The following is an 18,076-nucleotide window of genomic DNA, read 5'->3' as shown; positions in this document are numbered from 1 at the left end:
TTATGTGATAATGCACTAATCGGGGCTGTCGACTTATTGTGGTATACCGCGCCTGCACATTTCTCGATAGGTTCGCACGTTTCTACGTGATCGAACGGCAAGTACAGCATCTCTCGTGCGGTATTTTGCCATTAGTCGATCGATATGATATATTAATCGTATGATCTTTGGACAATAATGTTACGAGGTGATTGAAATCAAAGATACGACAAAAATCATTACAGCAACTGAGTTCAAAACAAATCTGGGCAAGTATTTAGAATATGCAGCAGAAGATAATGAAATTGTCATCACAAAGAACGGAAATAAATTCGCACGATTGACGCCATACATTTCTCAAATCGAACGATATTTTAAAGTGAAGGAACGAGCACAAGACTATCAGTACAGCGGCAAGAAGGTCTCTTATGAAGAGTTTATGGAGATTTACGAAAATAGTGAGCTTCGGATGGAGTATATCAACGGCGAAATTATTCTGCTCGCTTCCCCTAGCACCTTCCATCAGGATATTTCAGGAAATCTATATGTTCATCTGCGGGCATATTTTAAAGGAAAGAAGTGTAAGGCTTTTTATGCTCCTTTTGATGTACATTTCTTTAAAAAAGACCTGGACACACCTGATGTCATGCAGCCAGACTTGCTCATTGTTTGTGATTACGATATGGCAGTGAATGAAAAAGACAAATATATGGGCACTCCAACGCTTTGTATCGAAATATTATCAAAAAGCACCCGCTCCAAAGATATGATTGATAAGCTGAATACATTTATGTTATCAGGGGTAAGGGAATTTTGGATCATCGATCCCGATAAGCTTTCCGTTTTAGTGTATAGCTTTGAGGATTTTACTATCGAAGAATTTGCTGCATACCGGTCAAATGAAGTGTTGCGATCCCGCTTTTTTGAAGGCCTTGAAATTGCAGTCAATGACATATTCGAAACATAGGGCGACTTCTGAGCGTCGATTAATTGTGTGCAACTATTGATAAGCAATGAGAAAGAGGAAACAGGGAGCAAAAATCGACAGTCTCCAGCTAACGGTTGCAACAGACGCTATTCATGCGAAAATCGAGGATCAAATTTTCTAACGGTTGCAGTGGAGCTTAATCAAGTATAAATCACTATTTTCTATGCAAAATGATGAAATAACGCTCGTGGCAACCGTTACAAAATTTAAATGCCTAAAAAAGCTAAAATAGCGGCGTGGGCAACCGTTAGAGCGAAATTTGGCTGAAAATCAAAAATGGCGGCGCAGGAATATCTCCCAGCGCCGCCAATCTAGCGAACTGCCTTCCATAAGCAAATTGTCTTCTAAAGGCGAACTCTTTCCCTTAACAAGCTCCGTTTGTTACTGCAAATTCCAATCAAGGCAAAGCAAGCTTTCCCATTACAGTTGCGGTGCTTGCTCCTGTAGCAGATGGCATGTTATTGCATTTCTCATACATAAAATCATTGCCCAGCAGCGCAAATATAATAGCTTCCTTCGCATCGGAGGAGACGCCTGCTTCATCGGCGGTAAGCACCTGCTGCTCAGGCAGCAGATCCCCAAGCATACGCAGCAGCGTTTTGTTGAACGCTCCGCCGCCGCTGACAATAATTTGGTCAATATTCGTAAACGGCAGCACATGCTGCTTGCAGGAATCCGCTATCGTATGCGCCGTAAATGCTGTTGCTGTAGCCACAATGTCGGCATCCTTCAAGCTATAGCTGCGAGCTTTGGCAATAAATTCAGCGGCATAGCCAATGCCAAACAGCTCGCGACCTGTTGACTTCGGCGGCTTCATGGCGAAATAAGGATGCTGCATCATTTCGCTTACCAAGCCCATATGCACTTCTCCGCTGGCTGCCCAATCTCCGCTCACATCATAGGTTTTTTGGCCATTGGTCAACTGGTATACGACCTGGTCAATGACCATATTGCCGGGGCCCGTGTCGAAAGCGGTTACCTGATTCGGCTCTGCAGCAGCTGGAATAACAGCACAATTGCCTATCCCGCCTATATTTTGCAGCAGCCTCGCTTGCTGAGGGTGCCTGAACAGCACAAAATCCCCATACGGAGCAAGCGGCGCTCCCTGTCCGCCAACTGCCATATCCGCTGTGCGGAAATCGCCGACTACCGGTATGCCCGTCTTCTTCGCAATAACCGATATGTCGCCAATCTGCAAAGTAGAGCGCTGCAAATAAATAGAATTAGGATCATCCTGAGGAATATGCCATACCGTTTGACCATGCGTGCTGATCAAGTCAATATCTTGAACGGACAATCCTGCATCCGAAATAGCAGCAAGCGCCGCATCGGCAAACAAATTGCCCATATAAAAATTCATGCCGCATACTAATGCTACATTTGAGTGTTCAACCGTACATAAAGTTTTCAGCTGCTGGCGCAAGCTGTCCTCGTATCCCGCACTGTAGAAATGGACCAGCTCAGCTTTGGCGTCATAGCCGCTCCCTTCTATCCGGACGATTGCGGCATCAATCCCATCCAGTGAAGTGCCTGACATTAGACCGACTACGAGCTTTGAAGATTCGTTGCTGTACCTCTGAAGCATTGCTAAACACCCTCTCCAATTGTTTTCCTCTATACCGTTTCCAGCTATTATTTATTATAGAAGCAACAATTTTTTATTTCAATATAATAATAGTGTTTAGAAATATTTTTTCAGGGTGTCGATTAATTGTGGATAGGGCAATAAGCAATAGAAAGGGATGCTACTACGATCAAGTTTGGGATTCCGACCGCTGTTGTAGCCCAATTTTTTTGATGAACTAACCTCTGTAAAGGATAAAATGGTCTGAGCTACTCCACGTAGATCATCTTTTTCGTCATGCCTCCATCGACAACAAGATCAGCGCCCGTCACAAAATCATTATCAGGCTGGGTCAAATAAAAGCATGCCTTAACGATATCCTCCGGCTTGCCAACCCGCCCGGAAGGATGCTGCAAGTGATCAACAGGGCGCAGCTCGCCGTAATCGATCGTTTCTATCCAGCCCGGACTAATCGCATTTACGGTAATTTTATCTGGTCCAAGCGATACGGCAAGAGCATGAGTAAGAGCAACAAGGCCGCCCTTGGAAGCAGCATACGCTTCAAAATTCGGCTCCGACATCGCCGCTCTCGTAGAAGCGATATTGATAATTGCTCCGCCTCCTTGTCCCCGCATTAGCTTAGCCGCCTCGCGCGAGCACAAAAAAGCGCCTCTTAAATTAGTATGCAGCACATCGTCCCACTGCTCCACCGTCAAATCATAAGGCGAGCTCCAAATGCCAAAGCCTGCATTGTTGATCATAATATCAAGCTTTCCGTAAGCAGCCTCTATGAGTGAAAATAACTGCTCTATTTGCTGCGGGTTGCTTATATCAATAACGTAAACGGCGTGCTGCACCTGCTTGCTCTTCAGCAGCTCGGCTGTCTCCTCCAAACGGCTCGGATTGCGGTCGACTGCAATAACTGTTGCCCCGGCCTCCCCGTAAGCAAGTGCAAGCGCACGGCCGATGCCGGCTCCCGCACCTGTTATAAGCACTTTTTTCTGATCGAATAAACAGCCCCTCAAGCCATTATCGTTAATCTCCTGCATATTACAGCCCTCCACATGCTTCATCATACTAAGACATAATCTGCTGCAGCTTGACTATCGCTTGTACCCGGTCGATCACTTCCAGCTTGCTGTAAAGATTACTTATATAATTACGAGCTGTGCCTTCTGCAATATATAGAGCGGCAGAAATTTCACGATTGCTGTAGCCTTTGAGCAATAGCTTGGCAAGCTCCTGCTCACGGCTCGTCAGCACAATTGCAGAGGAATCCGGCAGCTTATTTTGCTGCGACAGATCCGTAATCTTACTGGCGAGCCTCGCTGCTACCGGCGCAGGCAAAATAAAATTGCCTTGAACCGTATCATGAATAGCTGCAATCATTTTATCTGCGTCCAAATCCTTCAAAATATAGCCGCTTGCGCCGCCAGCCATCCCGTCAACAATGTAATGATCCTCTAAAAACGTCGTCAATATTAAAACAAACACTTGCGGAAACTTGCTTTTAATATGCTTAAGCGCAGTAATGCCATCCATAACCGGCATCTGTATATCCATCATAACGAGATCGGGCTTGAGTGATTCTACTAAATCACATGCCTCTTGACCGTTGCCGGCTACGCCCACAACTTCAAATTCGTCCTCCAAATCAAGTATGGTACGCAGTCCTTCTCTAGTTAGCATTTGATCATCAACGACTAAAATTTTAATCATATTTTATCACTTCCTCGGCGCCTTAAAACATATAAGGCAGCTTAATCTGAAGCGTACAGCCTTCATTTAATTTCGTATTAATGCTCAGCTCACCCTTCAACTGCTCGACGCGGTCATGCATCATTTTCAGCCCAAAACCGAGCTCCATCTCTTCCGCTCCAACACCATTATCGGTCAGTATAAATGAAACGGTGCTGCCGTCATTCTCAAGCACAAACTGAAAGGAGCTGCAGCCGCCGTGGCGAATCCCATTCGTCAAGCCTTCCTGCAAGGCATGATAAATTAACTTTTTATGCAGTGCGGGCAGCTGCGGCAGCGGCTCCATACGCACATCAATCGTCACGCCGGTATTGTGCATCGTATCTGCTATAAGCTGCTGCAGTACTGCCTCCATATTATAATATTTATCTTCCTTCAGCATATGGACGGAATGCCGGATTTCACTAAGACTGTGACGCACCAAATCCTGCGCTTCCTGCAAGCGTTCATAGGCTCCCTCTTTATCTTTAAGCATGAGGCGCTTGCCCGCTTCTATTTGTACAATCGTAGAGGTAAGCGTATGGCCGACAATATCATGAATTTCCTGCGCTATGCGGTTTCGTTCAGCATATACCGTCATCTCTGCCAGCGCCTCGGATGTCGTTTCCATCGATCTTTCCAAGCTGCGCGTTCGCTGCACTACCTGATCCTCAAGGCTGTTTTTCAAATACTGGATGCTGGAGTAAAGCTTGGCATTAGACAAGGAAATCGCTCCTTGCGCGCTTAACAAGCGCAATACATTCAATCTTTCCTGCTTAAACACTCCGGTTGAAAGAGCATTCTCCAAATAAAGCACACAAACCAGCTTGCTCTGGTGCATAATCGGCAGGCAAAGCACTGATTTGAGCTGCTTCTTTTTTACATATTCAAGCTGCTCAAATATATGATGGCTGGCTGCATCATGAATGACCAGCTCCTCCAGCGTTCTCGCTGTATACTCAATAATTGGGACAGGAACAATTTGTCCGGCTTCAGACAGCGCGATAGATCGTATTTGAAGCGCATCAATCGTGCCTGATGCTTCAATCGACCAGCTGCCTTCCTGCTCAATTACGAGCGCCCCATACTCAGCTCCTGCATTTTGCAGCATGATATGCATGATAGCTTGCAGAAGCTTATCCATCTCTATTTCGCCTGACAACGCCTGCGCTGACAAAATAACCGATACATAATCTATTTTCTCTAATGCGTTTTGCTTTGGCAAATGCCATATATGGGCAAACTCCTGCTCCAAAAAAGCGGCCTTTCTGGTTGCCCCCCATCTCAAATAAGCATCATGGGCTTCGTATATATAAAGCTTTACCAGGCCATGCTTCTGGCTTGTCATGCCATAACGGGCAAAGCTTTCAGCAATGACAGCAATATCAAACAGCTGCTCATGCTTAGTCGCTTCGATAAACGCTAGTTCGAATAGTTGCTCAGCCTGTCGATGCCTGCCCAGCAACGCCGCTAGCACAGCCTGCATACATAAATATTTAGCAAAATAAAGCGCGCTGCTGCGGTTTGCTTTTTGCTTAACAGCTTTAATGGAAGAACGAATTTGCTTCATGTCTTCACTGCGTTCCTTCTTGCTGTGCTGATTATACAATTCCTTAAGCGTTAGAACATAAAAAAAATGAAAGTACGCTTCGTCAATCGTTCCCAATTTATTGTTTTCAAATGAAGCTTTGTTCTGTGCTAATATCGCTCTGGCGCCCTCATAATCCCTCTTTATATAACGAGCGACCATCTCGTAATAATGAAGCCGTTCTCTAATTATAAAAGGGAGATTTCTGTCAGGAACGGAACCGTCCTCAAGCTCATTGCTGTCAGTCCCGCCGAATAGCTGTTCAGGCAAGCGGTAGTCAGACAGCTCGCATAACAGCTTTGCAAACTGTTTGATTTCTGTACCGGCCATATATTTTTCATTCATTGGCATTGCCTGCAGGCTGGCAAGCAGCGTAGAATACGTATCTCTTACCAGATGGCCGCTCTGCAGCCGATACAAGCAATTCAGCAAAATGCTTTGCTCCAAATGCCATGCAGCTGCTGCCGGAGAGCTAGCCGCCGATCCTTTCAAAATGTCGTTGAATTGAAGTAAATAATCAGGCTCAAGGCTGCGCCAGCTGTTGTAGCATAAGGTTAAAATCGAATAAACATGAAGCTTTAATTGATCCTCATTTTGCACGATTTCAAGGGCAAGCTTACCCCAGTAATAAATGTCAGAAGGATTACCGTTTCTTTTTTCAAGCAAAAGGGCAAAGCCGGCGAAGCCATAAGCAGACTCCAGGGCAAAGCCGTAATCCATCGTCAGCTCTACCATTGTGAGCATAGCGCGTGTCCAATGTATTTCATTTTTTGCGAAAAATGCATAGCTGGTTGCGGCAAGCAGCTCCATTACTGCTTGTATCCGCCGATCTGTCATGACTGGAAATGGGTCGAATTGCATTTGCGCATATCTTAATGCCTTACGGCTAACTCGCAGCCACCCCAAATGCCCGTTTACCGCACTTGTTTTTTCTGTAATAGGAAAACCAAGCAAGCTTAATGCTTTGCCGCCCAGTTCCGTCGCCTTGGTCAAGTTCCACTGCTGCAGCGCAAGTTTTATGAGCAGGCTGTAAGCTCCAGCCATATCCAGCTCATTGTCAGCATGCAGCAATACAATCTGCAGCAATCGTTCTGCTTCTCCATTATTCATGCAGCAGTATTCAGCCTCAGCTCTTTCGACGAACGCCTGGTACGTAATCGCATAGCAATGCTCCCAGCCATCATCGGTAAGCAGCGCAGTCGCTTTACGCAAATAAGGCCGCGCCGCTTCAATGGACTGCTTCTTTTTGGCATGCATTCCCGCCTCAAAATTAAGCTCGCCCAGACGCCGTTTAGTAAGCGGATCCTTATATACATCGTCGCCTTCGCCTTTGTCCAGATGGTCAAGCACAGCAAACAAATCAATCGGCTTTCCTTCTGCCCGCTGCCCGTCAAGCAGCATGCCGATTTGCAAATGAATAGCCCTGCCTTCACTGTCAGGCACAAGAGCATAAGCCGCCTGCAGCAATTCCACCTGCAAAAAGCTGTATATCTGCTCTTCCATCTGATGCTCGCATAGAAGCAGGCGATTGCTCACTGCATTCTCAGCCCACTCCTGCAGCATGCTGATCGGCTTTTTCGTTATTACCGAAAGTGATTCCAATTTAAAGCCGTTGCCAAAAAAAGCCGCTCTGCTTAATATAAAAGCCGTTTCCCCGGGCAATTGCTGCAGCTTCGCGCTCCATATCCTTTGCGTATCAGCGGCCTCAGCTGCATGAAGCATACGAATCGCTTCTATATCCCAGTCCCACACTCCAGCAAGCTGATTATATTGAAGCAGCTGCTGTTCCTCCAGCTCCGTCAACAATTTTTTAAGCTTGCGCGGATGGCCTTCTGTTATGTGAGCAATAGCCGGGACCAGCTCATGCAGCTGCTCTGGATGGCAAGCTAAAGCATCTGCCAGCAGCAATTGCAGCTGCTGCTCAGAATAGGGCAGCAAGTCAATGCGCTCTATTCGATTTATACGCTCATAATCTTGTGATCGGCTGTCATCGTATGGATCTATTTGAAATGCACCGACAATAAATAATCGTTTAATGCCAGCCTCGCTTATCACATGCTGCAAAAATTGCAGAGAGGCCTTATCCGCCCACTGTATCCCATGCACAAAAAATATAATCATATCGTGTATGTCTACAAATACCTGTAACAGCTTCGTAAACGTATTCTGCAGGCTATTGTTATTCTGCTCATCCCATTGCTCGCTGCCTGTTTTGCCGATAATCAGCTCAATGCGGGGAATCAGCCTGGCAATAGCCTCTTCATTGCCTTGTACTGCGCCTATTAATGGAGACCGCCAAATATCCAGCTGCTCTTGATTTAGCGTGAGTAGCTGATCAACAAGCTGAGTAAGCAGCTTTATCCATATATAGAAGGACTCGCATGCTTCCTCTTTATAGCTCAGCTTTAATCTTATAACTAACCGCCTGCCTGTCTCAGCCTTGCGCAGCATGTCCCTTACTAATGCGCTTTTCCCTGAACCGGCATCGCCATTTAACATGACAGCTTCTGTGCTTCCGCTTGCCGCCCGTTCCAGCGCAGCTATCAGCTTGCTGCGTTCCGCAAGACGCACCATAGAATCATTCAGCCGCAGCTCAGGGATGGCAAAATCATGCTTGGCCAATCCAAATGGCTTGATTCTTCCCATTACACGAAATTGTACCAAGCACTCCTCCAAATCCGAGCGCAATCCCGATACGCTTTTATAACGTGCATCCGGCATCTTTTCCAAGCATTTGCTCACAATGCTCGATACGATCCTCGGAATTGCTTTGTTCGTTGTATGTACAGGCTCTGGCGTTACAGCCAAATGATAATAAACCATATCAAGCACATTATCCGTAGCAAAAGGCAGACCGCCCGCCAGCCATTCATATAAAATCATACCGATTGAATAAATATCGGAGCGGTAATCCGGTTTGTTATCCGTTCTCCCCGTAAGTTCCGGTGATATATAAGACAGCAGCCGGTCAGCACCCGTGTATTGCCAATCCACGGTCTTTCCGGCTGTGATCGCGCTAGTTCTAAAATCCATTGCATATACTTGGCTAAGATCCTGGCTGACCCAAAAATAATTTGTATGGAATCCATAAAGGTTAATTCCCGCAAAATGAATACGCCTTAAGCAATCTGCCAACGCGATTGACACCTTTAATAGCTCATCAAGCTTCATTTCTGTTCTTTTCTCGCGAATAAGCTGCGCAAGCGATAATCCGCCCGGATCATCCATCAGCAAGACAGGCCTCTGCGCAGAGGTATACAGCTGCAAGGGCTTCGGAGCGCCTATGCCTGCCAGATGGAGAAGACAAGCATATTCATTTTCGAAGGCAACAATGACGGAATCTCCGGAGTTGTAATTGGCAGCTACTTTGGCCAACACTTCGGCGCCATCATCCATTCTGACCATTCTATATATAGTTATGTCCGAATCAAACTCTATTTCCTCTAATACACGATAGCCGGGATACTGGAACATGACGGTTACCTGCCTTCTTGATCGCGCTTAAGTTTTATTTACACGATTAGAAAATAATATTTTCTATAATCCTACCAAATTTCATTTTTTGTATAAATACAAATGGCTTCGTTTCGTATAAAATAAATAGAAATTGCCTTTTCACTTCATTAGAAAGTACAGGTGTGCACATATGACATTGGAAAAAGCTCTGCTGCTATTTATTTGCTACGGTATTCCAATTTTCTTTTTCATTTATATGGCGACCGATGTGCTGCTTCGCAATAGAAAAAAAACAGAGCATATACTACTTAGCGTCATTTGCATTTGCTATTTACTTTTGTTTTCAGAGGAATATATAAGAAATCAACTATCGGTTGAGTACAGCCCCATGCTTTCGGCCGTTTGGCTGAGCAGCGTCGGCTTGCTCATACCCGGCATTGGCTTTCATTTTCTGATCAAATTCACTCACCTGGATAAGAGCATGCCGCGCTGGCTTTACCCGTATGTTTTTTATTTGCCTGCCATTTTCGTAATTATTAATCTTGTAACCGGTGCCAGACTTATATCTGCGCAGGAATTCGTGCAATCCGGCATGTGGAACCTGCCTGTATACAACTCTGGTTATTATATTGCTATGTCAGCAAGTATCGGCAATAACATTTTATATATCATACCGCTATTTATTGCGCTAAAGAAATCTGCGCTGCCCGAGCAGAAAGCGATTTATAAGCAATTAATTTTTGGTGTAACCGTCGCTATATTATGGCATGTAATTTTCGGGTATATCAATTATGGCGACATGCTTCCGCCATATCCTTATTTATACAGCGGCATGGTTTGGTGCTACTTCCTACGCCATACGATGAAAAAATACGATTTTTTGAACTTATATGATAAGCGTTACGAGAAGCTATTTAATATGAATCCCGACTCTATTATGCTAATGGATTTCAAAGGCATGATAAAAAATGCGAATCCTAAGGCTGAGCAGTTATTAGCGATGCTGCAAATCACGCAGTCCCAATTCATCTCACTTCTGGATGACCATTTAAAAGAAAAAATTAGTAATAAACAGGTCATTCATGAATATGAAACCGAGATAAGTTACCAAGAAAAGCGGATCGCAATCCTTGTCAACGCTGACTATGTATGGGTAGACAATGAACAGCATATTCTTTTTATCCTTCGCGACATTAGTGTTCAGAAGCAGTACCAGGAGGAAATTATATTTTTGGCTTATCACGATCCGCTGACACGCTTGCCTAACCGCCGCTTTTTTTATGAAAAGCTGGATGAAGCTATTTTGCGCGCCAAACAAAATAAATCCAGGATTGCGTTAATGCTGATTGATCTTGATCGCATCAAGCTGCTCAATGACAACTTCGGCCACCTTGCAGGTGATGAAGCTTTACAAGCAACAGCGGCAATTATTAAAGATGCTGTACAACATAAGGGGACTGCAGCCAGAATGGGCGGCGATGAGTTTATTCTTTTTATAGAAAATTTTACGGGCAATAAAGAAATAGAGCTGCTGGCCAAGCACATGCACGACCAGTTCGTCAGCAGCCAAGCCAAATATGGCCTGAGCTCGCTCGGCATGAGCATCGGCATAAGCTTCTTTCCTGAAGATGCTATTGATGGCCAAGCGCTAATCAATATTGCTGACAACAATATGTACGATAGAAAGAAAGCTCGCAGAGCGTAGCTTTTTTAAACTTATTAGCCGGTCGCTTGCTCGAGCGACCGGTTTTATTTGATAACGATTGCTTGCGCTGTTTTCATAAGTATATAGTTAGTTATTGTATTTCTGTAGTGAATACAGTCACCTTTTTTGTCATATGACAAAATAAGGGAGACTCCTTCGCCATTCTTTGAAAGAAGCGTTTACCGATAAAATACAAAAACGCCCTCTCAAATAGCAGTCTGAATGTAACTGCTATTAGGAGAACGTTTTGACGGATTGCTAAACAGATTTCACACAACGGAATCCAATATTCCCTGTAGAGCTGTCAGGCGTATTTTTACTTCTGGCTGCTACTCTATAACGATTGCAGTAGGACTTGTGGCATAAATAGGAGCCTCCACGCATGGAGCGTTGAGCGCCTGATCGCGGCCCTTTTGGGTTTATACAGCTGTCAAGCTGGTAGCTTCTTGGATCAAACCAATCTGCACACCATTCCCATACATTGCCCGACATATTGTATAAGCCATAGCCATTCGGCTTGTAAGCATCTACCGGAGCAGTACCTATATAGCCGTCGCTGGCATGATTTTTGATCGGAAACTTGCCTTGCCATATATTGCAGTGATGCTCACCGTCTTGTTTCAGCTCATCGCCCCACGGATATCTGCGGCCAACCAGCCCGCCTCTAGCCGCATACTCCCACTCCGCTTCTGTAGGCAGCCGCTTGCCGGCCCACTCGCAGTAAGAATATGCATCATTCCATGACACATGAATGACAGGGTGATTCATGCGATCCTCTATATGTGAATCTGGGCCTTCGGGATGATTCCAGTCAGCCCCTTCCACCACACACCACCAGGGCGTCTGTTGTGGAACATTTTGTACTTTTTTATACTCTTCCTCAGACAAAAGAAGGTGGAAAACATAAGACCAGCCGAATTTTTCAGCGTCAGTCTTATAGCCGGTCTCTTTAATAAAAGCTGCGAACTGCTCATTAGTAACTGCATAGGGATCTATATAAAAAGGATCAACCGTTACCGACCTGATCGGTCCTTCTCCATCAGCAGGAAAGCCTTCTGCATCATTTGTTCCCATCAAAAACTCGCCGCCCTGCAAATAAACCATGTCTGCAGTATTCCCTGCTGTACGGCTTGCATGCATGACAGGCTCAGCATTGGCTTGTCCAGCTACTTCCGTTTCTTGATCAGCCTTCATTTCATTTCTGCTTGCACTGCAGCAGGCTGGCTTGTCTGCGCTCTGCTTAACAATCAGCTTGCTCGATATCGTACGCTTGTTCCCGACAGGCACTTGCTGCTCTTGCTGCAAGCCTTCAGCCTGTTGTATTTTTTGCGTCTGCTCTTGCTGCTGCAAGTTTTCAGCCTGCTGCTGTAATTTTTGCAACTGCTGTTGCTGCTGCTGCACTTGTTTTTGCTCCATTGCTTAATCCGTCCCTTCCTATGCTTAAGCTCATTTAATTATATTTTCAAGGATAAACGGCTCCGCCGTCCTTTGGACAGGCGCGTTTACCGATGAATGATAAGAACAAGTTTATTGTGAAAACTTATAAACGCTTATCATTTAAAAAATAATCATTCCCACACCCGCCGATGCAATAATCACGAGCAATGGATGCAGCTTATACTTGGATACAGCTATAAATCCTGCTGCACATAATATAATAGTGCCTACTGTTGCCCATGCAAAAAAGGGCTCTTCGCTTCCAAGAAAGCCAAAATGCAGCCCTGCATAAATAATAAGTCCTGTCACTACCGGCCTCAAGCCGTAAAAGGATGCTTTAAGCCAGCTGCTCTCATTATTGCGAAACAGGAAGCTTGCAAGAACGATGACGACAATAAGCGAAGGAAGCACAATGCCCGCCGTTGCGATAATAGCGCCAGGAAGTCCCGCGGTATGATATCCGATCAGCGTTGCGCTGTTTGTCGCGATTGGACCTGGAGCCGAGCCGGAAATCGTAACAATTTCCTGAAACTGCGTGCTGCTCATCCAGCCCTTGTTTATCGCTTCAAACTGTACTAAAGGTATAACGGCATAACCTCCGCCAAAGGATAAAAAACCGATTTTCAGAAATACTATAAATAATTCCCAAAGCATAATATCTTCCCCCTACACTTGAATCTTTGCTTTTGACTGCTCATCTGTCTTTGTGTTTAAAGAAGCGGCTTTTTCCTTTTTAGCAGCTCCGGATGGTTTTTCAGTCTGAACAGGAATCCCCAGCTTTTTTTTCACATTTACAATAATAATACCGATAACAAGACCGCAAAGAATAATATAAATCGGATTCAAGTGAAATATAATAAGCAGCACAAGCGCCGCCAAACTTACTGCTACCGTCGTCTTGTCAAATAAAGCTGACTTCATCATACGATGAGCTGCAACAGCGATTAAACCAATAATCGCTGCATGAATGCCCTTCAACGCGGATTCCACCAGCGGGTGGCCTTCAATTGCGGAATAGCTCAAGCTAAGCGCAAGCACAATGGCAAAGGTCGGTAATGCTATACCGATTACAGCAGCTGTAGCTCCTAACGCACCTGCCAGCCTGTATCCGATAAATGCTGCTACATTGACAGCTACACCGCCCGGCGCTGAACCGGCGACTGAAAATAAATCACTTATTTCCCGCTCATTAAGCCAGCTGCGCTTCGTTACGACTTCCCTTTCCACTAGCGCCATCATCGCATAGCCTCCGCCAAACGTAACGGGACCTATTTTCATAAACAGCCAAAACAGCTGTATGACCATTGATATTTTATCCTTCATTTTGCTCCTCCAATCCGATCTGTCCATACATAAGTTAGCTATAATAATTATAGCACTTAATTTCAATTTGAGAACAAGTTAGAGTGAATTGGATAAAAATTTTGTTTTTTAATGTGAATCCCTAACATTTAATTTAATTATTACGGATTTTCAACTTTATAATTTATAACTTTATATTATATAGAAATTAAGCTATGATGGAAATGGCATTTATAGAAATGTCCAAACACTCCAGCTATACTAGGATTACCACCTGGAGCAACGGCTAACAATAATTTTACGCCAATACTTGTGGAAATGAGGTTGAATCATTCAGCTATGTCCATAAAAAAAACGATTTTCAAATATATGGCCCAGCATAATATTGTATCCAAAGCGGACTTGCTTCAGCTTTTTCAAATGAACAGCAGCGCGCTTACACGCTTGCTTGAGGATTTGATTACCGAAAATCTGATTGAAGATTGCGGTCTCGGACAATCTACCGGCGGCAGAAAGCCTATTTTATATCAGGTTAACGCTCAGTACGGCTATTTGCTTGGCCTTGATATTTCCCGTACATATTCCATTTTAGGCTTGTTCAATATGAAGCTTGAACCGATTGATTTTGTAACATGGACGATGAATCAGGAGATGACGCCTGAACGTCTGGTCGCTTCATTGGAGCAGGCAGTTACGCACTTCAAAGACAAGCATCGCATCGCACCTGGCAAGCTGCTCGGCATCGGCATCGGAGCAGTGGGACCTCTGGAAAGAATGAGCGGCACAATTATTAATCCACAGTATTTTCATGCGCCGGGCTGGACGAATGTGCCGCTGCGAGAGCTGATCGAACAAAAGCTGCAGCTTGCTGCCGCTCTCGATAATGGCGCCAATACCGCATTGCTGGGCGAGTACTGGCACGATCGCAGCAACGAGATCAAACATATGCTCTATGTACATGTCGGTATTGGCCTTCGCTCCGCCATGATGTCAGGCGGCCAGCTCGTTTATGGAGCTGTAGACGTTGAGGATGCCTTTGGCCAGATGATTATTCAAACGGACGGCACTCGGCTGCATGCAAAGAGCAATTATGGCGTACTGGAAGCTTATGCCTCTATACAGGCGATGGAAAAGGAAGCCAGAACTCAGGTAAAGCTGGGTCGCAATCCGCTGAGCAGAGAGGTGTCGCCCGAACAAATCGACTTCCAGCTGCTGCTGCAGGAGCTGCACGAGCAAACGCCGTATGCCGTGCAATTATTTGAACAGGCCGCTGCCTATTTAGGCGTTGGACTTGCTAATCTAATTAATATTTTGCACCCGGAAAAAATAATTGTCGGCGGTCCGCTGAGCCATTACAGCGAGTTGTTTTTCCAAACCGCCATTGCAAGCGCACAAAAAAACATCTATGCCTCACCAAACTACCATCCCGTATTTTCAAGAGGCCAGCTTGGAGAAAAAGTCGTCGCTACAGGCGCGGCTACGATGGTTTACGAACTGCTCAATTTGTAATAGGATTGAGCCATGTTTGTTGCGTGTTCATTGTACAAGTGCCTAATTAAAATGCAAAAAGCACTTTTAGCTGCTGCTAAAAGTGCTGATTAACCAGCTTGCTAACTTCATTGCTTGACTGGGCTCCAATGCTCCATACTGCTTACTTCATCTGCATTTTCAACGCTATTTTCATCCCCACTTCAACTTTATCAACTAGGCTTAGGATGCCTTATCGCTTATAAATTGCTGCTCGGCAAGCTTCGTATACAGCTTATGGGTTTGCAGCAGTTCTGCATGTGTTCCTTGGCCTGTCACCGTGCCTTGCTCAACAACAATAATTTTATTTGCATTTACAATCGTAGATAAACGATGCGCAATAACAATTGTCGTACGATCCTTCATTAGACGATTTAACGCCTCTTGCACCAGCTTCTCCGACTCACTGTCCAAATGAGCAGTTGCTTCGTCCATCAATAAAATATGCGGTTCACGCAGCATCGCTCGAGCGATTGCCAGCCTTTGCCGCTGGCCTCCTGAGAGCATAACGCCCCGTTCGCCAACCTCTGTCTCTAGCCCTTTTGGCAAGGACTCAATAAATTGCTGCAAATTGGCTTGCTGCAGAACTTCTTTCATTCGCTGCTCATCCACTTGACCAGGCTCCAGGCCATACATTAAATTATGTGATATCGAGCCGGCCATAATAGGACTCTCCTGCGATACGTATGCAATCCCCTTACGCCATTGATCGAGCGGAAGCTGCTCTACAGCATGCTCGCCATAGTATATTTCTCCGGAGCTTGGTGTATAAAATCTTTCTATTAATGAGAAAAGAGTAGTCTTTCCCGCTCCGCTAGGCCCAACGATCGCCGTTAGTTGCCCCGCCTCAGCTTGAAAAGAAACGTCCTGCAAAATAGCTCTCTCCTCAGAATATTGAAACTGAACATTTTGAAAAACAATCGGTTTTCTTCCGCTAATGTCCTTTGAATTCAGAGCATAATCTTTTGAAGCGGAAGCCGCTTTTTCTTCCTGCTTTTCCAATGTTTTCTCAATGCCTTCACAAGGCTCCGCCATTAATTCCATCAGCCGCTCTGATGCCCCCATTGCTTTTTGGAATTGCGTAAAGAAGGAAGCCATTTGAGTAAAAGGCATTACAATTTGAAACATATATAAAATGATAGCGACGAGCTGCCCTGTGCTCAAATCCCCTTGCGCCACACGAACTCCGCCATACCCGATCAGCAGCACGAGTATAATAAGCATTACTGTCATCATCATTGGAGAAACGATTGACATAATCTTAGCTTCCTGCAAGCCGAATTTAAACAAGGATTGAATGCGCACTTTTCCTTGCCGCTGCTCTGTTTGTTCTGCGACAGAAGCTTTTACAAGGCGAATATCAGTCAATACTCTTCCAAGATCACCTTGAAACATCGCGGTTTCATCCTGCATCTTTTTAGATATTTTAAACATTCTCGAACCAAGCGGCCAAAGGATTAATAAAGCTGCAGGAACGGCAAGCAGCATAAGCAGCGTCATGCGCCAATCCATCCACAACAGGATAGATATACCGCCCAGAATCGATATAATGCCGCCCAAGAAGGATATAACATGACCTACAATAAAATCCTTAATTACATTTGTATCATTCGTAACGCGGCTCATCGTCTCACCCGAATGATTGCGGTCGAAGAAAGCTACTGGCAGCCTCATAATCCGGCCCCAAACCTCGCTGCGCAGCCCGCGGATAATATATTGTCCCACATAAGACATGGAATAAACGGAAAATGCCGACATCGTTGTCTGTAAGGCAAACACGGCGGCAATGACTACAATGGTTGCTGCTTGCAGGCTGGAGGCAGCGACCTCCTCCACCAAATTCATCGTTGCCATCGGAATCGCTAGCGCAAGCAACGTTTCACCGACACCTAAAGCAGCCGCTGCAACAATAATCCACATTTTGGGCCGATGCTGGCTAATGAGCTGAAAAAAATCTCGAACCTTCATTGCTCTTCCCTCCTTGTTCTGTCAGTTCATTTACATGCATTAAAAGCTGATCCAAAAAATCCTGTTCTTCCTTCGTAAAATTGCTTGGGAAAATAAGCGGGTCAAACATATCCTTTTCCCCTATCTCAATGAACCTTTCCAGCTGTTCCTCTGTCAAGGACTCATAAATTTTTTTAAGCGTCATTTGTGTTATTTCGATAAATTCCTTACCAACAAGCAAAACCTCATCGTCCGTCGGTTTCTTTCCTTTCCGATGCAATTCCAGCAATCGTACAATAACTGAAGTAATCTGCGATTCCGCCTCCAGCTTCTCTTCTTCAGTGGCATCCATCATAAACAGCGCATCAACCGCTTCTTCCGGAAGCAGCTCCGACAGCCATGCCCGCTGCGATTCTTCATGTTGAATGTGGTGAATGAAAACGAGCAGCAGGTTGCGATCTATTTTATCCACCTTGCTTACGATGCTTTGCATGCGTTCTATCGTCTTCATGACACGCTCTAACTGCTGATGCTTTTTTTGCAATAAAAGATACTGATTTGCTAATATTTGCTTGAAATCCTGATCTTCCTCGGACATATGAACAGAAATTTCATCGAGTGAAAAATCTAGATATTTAAGAGTTAAAATGCGCTGCAGCTGCATAATATCTGTATCCGAGTAATAGCGATGCCCTTGGGCATTGCGCTCCGATGGCTTCAGTAAGCCTTGGCGGTCGTAATAACGAAGCGTTCGCTCTGTCACACCTGTAAGCTTTGCAAAAGAACCGATTGAATAGAGCCTGGCATGCCGCTCCTTATTGTCCATAACCATTCCCCTCCAACATA

The 18,076-nt window shown here is 45.0% G+C and carries 12 protein-coding genes; 3 read left to right on the top strand and 9 right to left on the bottom strand.

The genetic code is table 11. The annotated features are described in order from the left end of the window. The first annotated feature begins 187 nt into the window (after positions 1-187). Positions 188-946, top strand: coding sequence for a type II toxin-antitoxin system prevent-host-death family antitoxin (locus ACRRU2_RS23095; protein WP_432505322.1), 759 nt, complete (start codon positions 188-190; stop codon positions 944-946). Positions 947-1,364: 418 nt separating this feature from the next. Here ACRRU2_RS23095 and ACRRU2_RS23090 read toward each other — a convergent pair whose 3' ends face one another. The 4 genes from ACRRU2_RS23090 to ACRRU2_RS23075 form a co-directional block, all read right to left on the bottom strand. Beyond that, complete coding sequence (locus ACRRU2_RS23090; protein WP_432505320.1) at positions 1,365-2,552, bottom strand: anhydro-N-acetylmuramic acid kinase; 1,188 nt, start codon at positions 2,550-2,552, stop codon at positions 1,365-1,367. A 248-nt stretch (positions 2,553-2,800) separates the two neighbouring features. Next, the gene (locus ACRRU2_RS23085) at positions 2,801-3,580 is read right to left on the bottom strand and encodes an SDR family NAD(P)-dependent oxidoreductase (protein ID WP_331700724.1); all 780 of its coding nucleotides are present in this window, start codon (positions 3,578-3,580) and stop codon (positions 2,801-2,803) included. A 28-nt stretch (positions 3,581-3,608) separates the two neighbouring features. Then, positions 3,609-4,250, bottom strand: coding sequence for a response regulator transcription factor (locus tag ACRRU2_RS23080; protein ID WP_331700691.1), 642 nt, complete (start codon positions 4,248-4,250; stop codon positions 3,609-3,611). Positions 4,251-4,272: 22 nt separating this feature from the next. After that, positions 4,273-9,330 (bottom strand): AAA family ATPase, encoded by a 5,058-nt coding sequence (locus ACRRU2_RS23075; RefSeq protein ID WP_432505318.1) that lies wholly within the window; start codon positions 9,328-9,330, stop codon positions 4,273-4,275. A gap of 172 nt (positions 9,331-9,502) precedes the next feature. Between ACRRU2_RS23075 and ACRRU2_RS23070 the strand changes: the two genes are divergently transcribed. Then, positions 9,503-11,017 carry a diguanylate cyclase domain-containing protein gene (locus ACRRU2_RS23070; protein ID WP_432505316.1) on the top strand — a complete coding sequence of 505 codons (1,515 nt, stop codon included), beginning with the start codon at positions 9,503-9,505 and terminating at the stop codon, positions 11,015-11,017. Positions 11,018-11,275: 258 nt separating this feature from the next. On the opposite strand, the gene ACRRU2_RS23065 is transcribed toward ACRRU2_RS23070, so the two are convergent. From ACRRU2_RS23065 to ACRRU2_RS23055, 3 genes are all read right to left on the bottom strand, one after another. Further along, positions 11,276-12,211 carry a formylglycine-generating enzyme family protein gene (locus tag ACRRU2_RS23065; protein WP_432505353.1) on the bottom strand — a complete coding sequence of 312 codons (936 nt, stop codon included), beginning with the start codon at positions 12,209-12,211 and terminating at the stop codon, positions 11,276-11,278. Between the two features lie 363 nt (positions 12,212-12,574). After that, positions 12,575-13,108, bottom strand: a complete 534-nt coding sequence (locus ACRRU2_RS23060; protein ID WP_432505314.1) for a chromate transporter — start codon at positions 13,106-13,108, stop codon at positions 12,575-12,577. 12 nt (positions 13,109-13,120) lie between these two features. Then, positions 13,121-13,777: a chromate transporter gene (locus ACRRU2_RS23055; RefSeq protein ID WP_432505312.1), complete on the bottom strand. Its 657-nt coding sequence runs from the start codon at positions 13,775-13,777 to the stop codon at positions 13,121-13,123. A 318-nt stretch (positions 13,778-14,095) separates the two neighbouring features. Here ACRRU2_RS23055 and ACRRU2_RS23050 point away from each other — a divergent pair, with 318 nt between their 5' ends. Beyond that, on the top strand, positions 14,096-15,265 hold the full coding sequence (locus ACRRU2_RS23050; protein WP_432505310.1) for an ROK family protein: 1,170 nt from the start codon (positions 14,096-14,098) through the stop codon (positions 15,263-15,265). Between the two features lie 201 nt (positions 15,266-15,466). On the opposite strand, the gene ACRRU2_RS23045 is transcribed toward ACRRU2_RS23050, so the two are convergent. Together ACRRU2_RS23045 and ACRRU2_RS23040 are read right to left on the bottom strand one after the other, a co-directional pair. Further along, positions 15,467-17,251, bottom strand: coding sequence for an ABC transporter ATP-binding protein (locus tag ACRRU2_RS23045; protein WP_432505308.1), 1,785 nt, complete (start codon positions 17,249-17,251; stop codon positions 15,467-15,469). Beyond that, a complete protein-coding gene (locus ACRRU2_RS23040) occupies positions 17,220-18,056 on the bottom strand; it encodes a MerR family transcriptional regulator (protein ID WP_432505306.1) in 837 nt (278 codons plus the stop codon). The genes ACRRU2_RS23045 and ACRRU2_RS23040 overlap by 32 nt, the downstream gene beginning before the upstream one ends. Between the last annotated feature and the right edge of the window lie 20 nt (positions 18,057-18,076).

Source organism: Paenibacillus sp. GXUN7292, from assembly GCF_050864975.1.
In the GTDB taxonomy this organism is placed as follows: domain Bacteria; phylum Bacillota; class Bacilli; order Paenibacillales; family Paenibacillaceae; genus Pristimantibacillus.
This window is presented reverse-complemented; position numbering and strand designations above follow the sequence as displayed.

Bases quoted from the DNA above. Each gene is read 5' to 3' on its own strand.
- ACRRU2_RS23090 (WP_432505320.1), bottom strand. From the start codon at position 2,552: ATGCTTCAGAGGTACAGCAACGAATCTTCAAAGCTCGTAGTCGGTCTA.
- ACRRU2_RS23085 (WP_331700724.1), bottom strand. From the start codon at position 3,580: ATGCAGGAGATTAACGATAATGGCTTGAGGGGCTGTTTATTCGATCAG.
- ACRRU2_RS23080 (WP_331700691.1), bottom strand. From the start codon at position 4,250: ATGATTAAAATTTTAGTCGTTGATGATCAAATGCTAACTAGAGAAGGA.
- ACRRU2_RS23075 (WP_432505318.1), bottom strand. From the start codon at position 9,330: ATGTTCCAGTATCCCGGCTATCGTGTATTAGAGGAAATAGAGTTTGAT.
- ACRRU2_RS23070 (WP_432505316.1), top strand. From the start codon at position 9,503: ATGACATTGGAAAAAGCTCTGCTGCTATTTATTTGCTACGGTATTCCA.
- ACRRU2_RS23065 (WP_432505353.1), bottom strand. From the start codon at position 12,211: ATGAAGGCTGATCAAGAAACGGAAGTAGCTGGACAAGCCAATGCTGAG.
- ACRRU2_RS23060 (WP_432505314.1), bottom strand. From the start codon at position 13,108: ATGCTTTGGGAATTATTTATAGTATTTCTGAAAATCGGTTTTTTATCC.
- ACRRU2_RS23055 (WP_432505312.1), bottom strand. From the start codon at position 13,777: ATGAAGGATAAAATATCAATGGTCATACAGCTGTTTTGGCTGTTTATG.
- ACRRU2_RS23050 (WP_432505310.1), top strand. From the start codon at position 14,096: ATGTCCATAAAAAAAACGATTTTCAAATATATGGCCCAGCATAATATT.
- ACRRU2_RS23045 (WP_432505308.1), bottom strand. From the start codon at position 17,251: ATGAAGGTTCGAGATTTTTTTCAGCTCATTAGCCAGCATCGGCCCAAA.
- ACRRU2_RS23040 (WP_432505306.1), bottom strand. From the start codon at position 18,056: ATGGACAATAAGGAGCGGCATGCCAGGCTCTATTCAATCGGTTCTTTT.